The 5075-nt window shown below is 72.9% G+C and carries 4 protein-coding genes; 2 read left to right on the top strand and 2 right to left on the bottom strand.

The window, feature by feature from the left end; all coding sequences use genetic code 11:
- Positions 1–26: 26 nt before the first annotated feature.
- Positions 27–2657 (bottom strand): valine--tRNA ligase, encoded by a 2631-nt coding sequence (valS, locus tag FJ108_17845; GenBank protein MBM4337754.1) that lies wholly within the window; start codon positions 2655–2657, stop codon positions 27–29.
- A 17-nt stretch (positions 2658–2674) separates the two neighbouring features.
- A complete protein-coding gene (locus FJ108_17850) occupies positions 2675–3367 on the bottom strand; it encodes a CPBP family intramembrane metalloprotease (GenBank protein ID MBM4337755.1) in 693 nt (230 codons plus the stop codon).
- Between FJ108_17850 and dprA the strand changes: the two genes are divergently transcribed.
- Both dprA and FJ108_17860 read left to right on the top strand, forming a co-directional pair.
- Positions 3118–4509, top strand: coding sequence for a DNA-protecting protein DprA (gene dprA / locus FJ108_17855; GenBank protein MBM4337756.1), 1392 nt, complete (start codon positions 3118–3120; stop codon positions 4507–4509). The genes FJ108_17850 and dprA overlap by 250 nt on opposite strands.
- Positions 4305–5075: FAD-dependent oxidoreductase (locus tag FJ108_17860; protein ID MBM4337757.1), on the top strand; the 771-nt coding region annotated here is incomplete at its 3' end. The genes dprA and FJ108_17860, both read left to right, overlap by 205 nt.

A 5075-nucleotide genomic window follows, 5' to 3' on the forward strand; every position in this document is an offset into this window, starting at 1 on the left:
CGGATCACCGTGGTGAGAAATGCGAGCTAGCCCGCGCTGCCCGGCTCGGCGGCCTGCTCGGAGAGCTCCACCGTCGTCGCGAAGAGCGTCCCCTCGCCGGCGGCGCCAGACGAGAGCCTGCAACTCGCGGCATCGACGCTGCCGGCGCCGAGCACGTCGGAGAGCACCGAGCGAAGCGCCTCGAGCTCCTCCTCGCCGCCGCGCACCTCGAGCCGCGCCACCGGCCAGCGCAGGCTCTTCTTCGCGCTCGTCTTCGCGCCGCGGATCGCGGCCGAGACCTCGCGCGCGGCGTCGTAGGCGCGTCCTGCGTTCGCAAGCGCGATTCCGCCGAACTCCTGCGCCGAGGGCCAGGCGCTGGTGTGGATCGAGCGCTCGCGCCCGGGGCCGGCGAAGCGCCAGGACCAGACCTCCTCGGTGACGTAGGGCATGACCGGCGCGAAGAGGCGCAGGAACACGCGCAGCGCGAGCTCGAGCGTCGCGAGCGCCGAGTCCCTTCCTGCGGACGGCGCTTCGGCGTAGGCGCGGACCTTCACGATCTCGAGGTAGTTGTCGCAGAAGTCCCAGAACGTCTCTTCGCAGGCCTGCAGCGCGGGCGCGAACTCGAACTCCTCGTAGGCGCGCGTGGCGCGCTCGACGAGCGCGGCGAGCTTCGCGGCGAAGGCGACGTCGAGCGGGTGCGAGATTCGCGAGGCGGCAAGCGTTCCGCCGCTGGCGCTCACGCGCTCGAGCTGCAGCAGCACGAACCGGCCCGCGTTGGCGAGCTTGGTCGCGAGCCTGCGACCGAGCTTCATCACCTGCTCGTCCAGGGCGGTGTCGACGCCGAGCCGCGCGCGCGCGGCCCAGTAGCGCACGGCGTCGACGGAGTGGGTCTCGAAGAGGCCCATCGGCGTCACCACGTTGCCCTTCGACTTCGACATCTTCTTGCGGTCGGGGTCGAGGATCCAGCCCGAGACGACGACGTTTCGCCAAGGGATCTGCCGCTCGTGCATCCACGCCTTCACGATGGTGTAGAAGGCCCAGGTGCGGATGATCTCGTGCGACTGCGGCCGCATGTCCATCGGGAAGAGCTTCGCGTGGCGCTCAGGATCGAGCGGCCAGCGGCTCACGATCTGCGGCGTGAGCGACGAGGTGGCCCAGGTGTCCATCACGTCCGGGTCGCCCGCGAACCCGCCCGGCTGGTCGCGCTGCGCGTCCCGATAGCCCGGCGGAGTCGCCGACATCGGATCGACCGGCAGGCTCCCAGGCGCGGCGAAGATCGGCCGCTCGTAGTCGGGAGCGCCGTCGGCGCCGAGCGGATACCAGACAGGGAACGGCACGCCCGAGTAGCGCTGCCGGCTCACGCACCAGTCCTGGTTCAGCCCCTGCACCCAGTTCTCGTAGCGCGCGCGCATGTAGCCGGGCCGCCACTCGATCTTGCGCCCCTGCTCGAGCAACACCTCTTTGTGTTGAAGCAGCCGGATGAACCACTGCCGAGTGGGCACGAACTCGAGCGGTCGCGAGCCGCGCTCGTAGTACTTCACCGCATGCGTGATCGGCCGCGGCTCGCCGGCCAGCGCTCCCGCGGCGCGCAAGAGCTCCACGCTCGCGGCCTGCGCCTGCTTCACGGTCTTGCCCTCGAGGGCGGACCAGGCCTGGCGCGCCGCGGCGGGATCGGCGCTCTCGAACGGCGCCTCGCCGAACTTCGCCGCGCGCATCCGCCCGTCGCTGCCGATCAGCTGGCGCAGCGGCAGGTCGCGGCCCTTCCAGAACTCGACGTCCGCCTGATCGCCGAACGTGCAGACCATCAGGATTCCGGTGCCTTTCTCGGGGTCGGCGTGCTCGGAGGCCAGGATCGGCACGAGCGCGTGGAAGAGCGGCGTGCGCGCGCGCCTGCCGAAGTACGCCTGGTAGCGGGCGTCCGAGGGGTGGGCGACCACCGCGACGCAGGCGCCGAGCAGCTCCGGACGCGTGGTCGAGATCGTGAACTCGCCGCCGCCCTCGACCGCGAAGCGCAGGTCGTGGTACGCGCCGGGCATCTCGCGATCCTCGACCTCGGCCTGGGCTACCGCCGTGCGGTCGTCGACGTCCCACGTCGTTGGCGCGTACTTCTGGTACACCTCGCCGCGCGCGACCAGATCCAGGAACGAGAGCTGCGAGGCGCGCCGGCAGTGCTCGTCGATGGTCGCGTACTGGGAGGTCCAATCGACCGAGAGGCCGATGCGCCGCCACACCTCCTCGAACGCGCGCTCGTCCTCGGCGGTGATCTGCGCGCAGGCCTCGATGAAGTTGCGCCGCGAGACCTCCTCGAGCGGCGCGTCCTTCGCGCGCTCGCGCGTGGGCTTCCAGGTCGGATCGTAGGCCTTGCGCGGATCCGGCCGGATTCCGAACACGTTCTGCACCCGCCGCTCGGTCGCCAGGCCGTTGTCGTCCCAGCCGATCGGGTAGCAGATGTTCTTCCCGTTCATGCGCTGCTGCCGGACGATCACGTCGGCCTGCGTGAAGCTGAACGCGTGCCCGATGTGAAGCGAGCCCGAGACGGTGAGCGGGGGCGTGTCGACCGCGAAGGTCTCGGCTCGACTTCGGCTCGGGTCGTAGCGGTAGAGCCCGTCGCGCTCCCAGCGGTCGGCCCACTCGCGTTCGGCTCTGGCGGCGTCGTAGCTCTGCGGAATCTCGCGCATCTCGTCCTCTGCGGGTCTCACCAGAGCACCCAGCTGCCGGTCGTGCGCACGTAGACGGCCAGAGCTGCGTTGCTGATGGCGTGGGCCGAGACGCATGATACGAGGTCGCCGCGCGCGATCCAGAGCCCGCACATCAGCAGGCCGTAGACCCCCGCCGCGAGCCACTCCGACGGTGCGTGTCCGGACGCGAACGCGGCGCTCGAGACCCCGAGCGCAAGCCAGCTCCACTGGCCGGGCGCGATCGAGGCGAGCGAGTCGCGATCGAACGCGTGGCCGAGCGCGGCGCCCGCGCGCCGTGCGCGCTCGACGAGCAGCACCAGCCCGAATACGTAGCCCCGCAGCAGCGGCTCCTCGATCAGCGGCGGAAGCGCCGTCGCGACGAGCGCGCGCGCCAGCCACGCGGAGTCGCTCCAGGGCGCGGCCACCTCGGGCGCGAACGGCGCGGCGAGCGCGATCCACACTGCGGTGCCGACGAGGCCGACCACGCCGCCGAGAGCGAGCGAGCCGCCGAGCGGCTTCGGCCCGCGCAGCGGAAGCCAGAAGCGCATGCCCCAGACCAGTGCCGCGCCGACCACGAGCGCGCGCGCGCCGTAGAGCTGGAGCGGCTCGGAGCGCACGTCGAAGACCGATCCGAGCCCCACGTAACACAGGTAGGGAAGCGCGTAGGGCAGCAGCAGCGCGCGTGGGGAATCGGCCGGCGAGGGTGACATGCGCCGGCTACTCTAGCCGTCATCACCCCGCGCGGTCCCGCGGAGAGTCCGTGGACGAAGAAGTCGCGGCGCGCGTCGAGCTCGCCTGTCTACCCGGATTGCGCCGGGCGCAGGCCCAGCGTCTGATCGAAGTTTTCGGCACGGCCGCGGCCGTGCTCGGCGCCGATGCGAAGGCGCGCGGCGTTCGGCTCTCGCCCGCGCTCGCCGCAGCCATCGAGCGGGCGCGCTCGGCGCCGGCGGCGCCGAGCCTGCTCGCCGACGCCCGCGAGCGCGGGATTCGCGCGCTCGCGCCGGGCTCCGCGGGCTTCCCCGAAGGCCTGGCCGCGATTCCCGATCCACCGCTGGCGATCTGGGTCCGCGGCGAGCTCTCGGCCGGTCCCGCGCTCGCGATCGTGGGCGCGCGCCGCGGCTCGGCCCGCGGGCTCGCCTGCGCGCGTGAGTTCGCGCGCGAGGTCGCGATTGCAGGCGTATCGATCGCGAGCGGGCTCGCCTACGGAATCGATTCGGCCGCGCACGAGGGCGCGCTCGACGGTCGCGGGCACACGCTCGCGGTGCTCGCCTCGGGGCTCGACCGCGTGACGCCGACCGGCCAGCGCGGGCTCGCGGAGCGCGTTCTCTCCGCGGGCGGCGCGTGGCTCTCCGAGCACGCGCCCGGAGCAGGCGCGCACCCGCACCATTTCCCGGAGCGCAACCGGCTGATCAGCGGACTCGCGGCCGCCACGCTGATCGTCGAGGCGCGCGAGAAGAGCGGCTCGCTCTGGACCGCGCGCCACGCGCTGGAGCAGGGCCGCGAGGTGCTTGTCGTTCCCGGCCCGATCGACTCCGATCTGTCTCGCGGCAGCAACCGGCTGCTCCGCGAGGGCGCGACCCCGGCGCTCGAGCCGGCCGACGCGATCGAGGCCGTGCTCGGGCCGCTCGCGCGCAGGCCGGTCGCCGAGTGCGCCCCGGCCGCCTCGGACGCCGAGGGCTCGCCGGCGCGCGCGGTTCTCGCGCTGCTCCGCGACGGTCCTCGCGACGCGGACGAGGTCGCGCGCGCGCTCGGCCTCGCGCCTGCGGAGCTCTCGCGAATCCTGCTCGATCTCGAGCTCGCCGGGCTGCTGCTGCGCTCCGGCGTCCGGCTCGCCCGAGCGCGGCCCGGCTGAGGCCCGCGGGCTATGTTCCGCGCGTGGTGCCGGAAGCCGTATCGGTGGTCGGGGCAGGACTCGCGGGCTGCGAGGCCGCATGGCAGCTCGCGCGCAGGGGCGTGCCCGTGCGCCTGTTCGAGATGCGGCCGGCGCGCCGCTCGCCCGCGCACTCGAGCGACGCGCTCGCCGAGCTGGTCTGCTCCAACAGCCTGCGCTCGGACGCGCGCGAGAACGCCGTCGGCCTGCTTCACGAGGAGCTGCGCCGCGCCGGGTCGCTCGTGCTCGCGGCCGCCGACGCCACGCGCGTTCCCGCAGGCTCGGCGCTGGCGGTGGATCGCGGCGCGTTCTCGGCATGGATAGCCGAGCGGATCGAGGCGGAGCCGGCGATCGAACTCGTGCGCCGCGAGGTCGACGTGCTTCCCGAGGGCCTCTCGATCCTCGCGACCGGTCCGCTCACCAGCGACGCGCTGGCCGCGGAGGTGCAGAAGCTCTGCGGCGATTCGCTCTACTTCTACGACTCGATCGCGCCGGTGGTCCACGCCGACAGCCTCGACCTGGACGTGATCTTCCGCGCCTCGCGCTGG

It is taken from the genome of Deltaproteobacteria bacterium (assembly GCA_016875225.1).
GTDB lineage: Bacteria > Myxococcota_A > UBA9160 > SZUA-336 > SZUA-336 > VGRW01.

Coding starts and splice junctions, on each gene's coding strand:
- FJ108_17850 (MBM4337755.1), bottom strand. CDS start 3,367: ATGTCACCCTCGCCGGCCGATTCCCCACGCGCGCTGCTGCTGCCCTAC.
- valS (MBM4337754.1), bottom strand. CDS start 2,657: ATGCGCGAGATTCCGCAGAGCTACGACGCCGCCAGAGCCGAACGCGAG.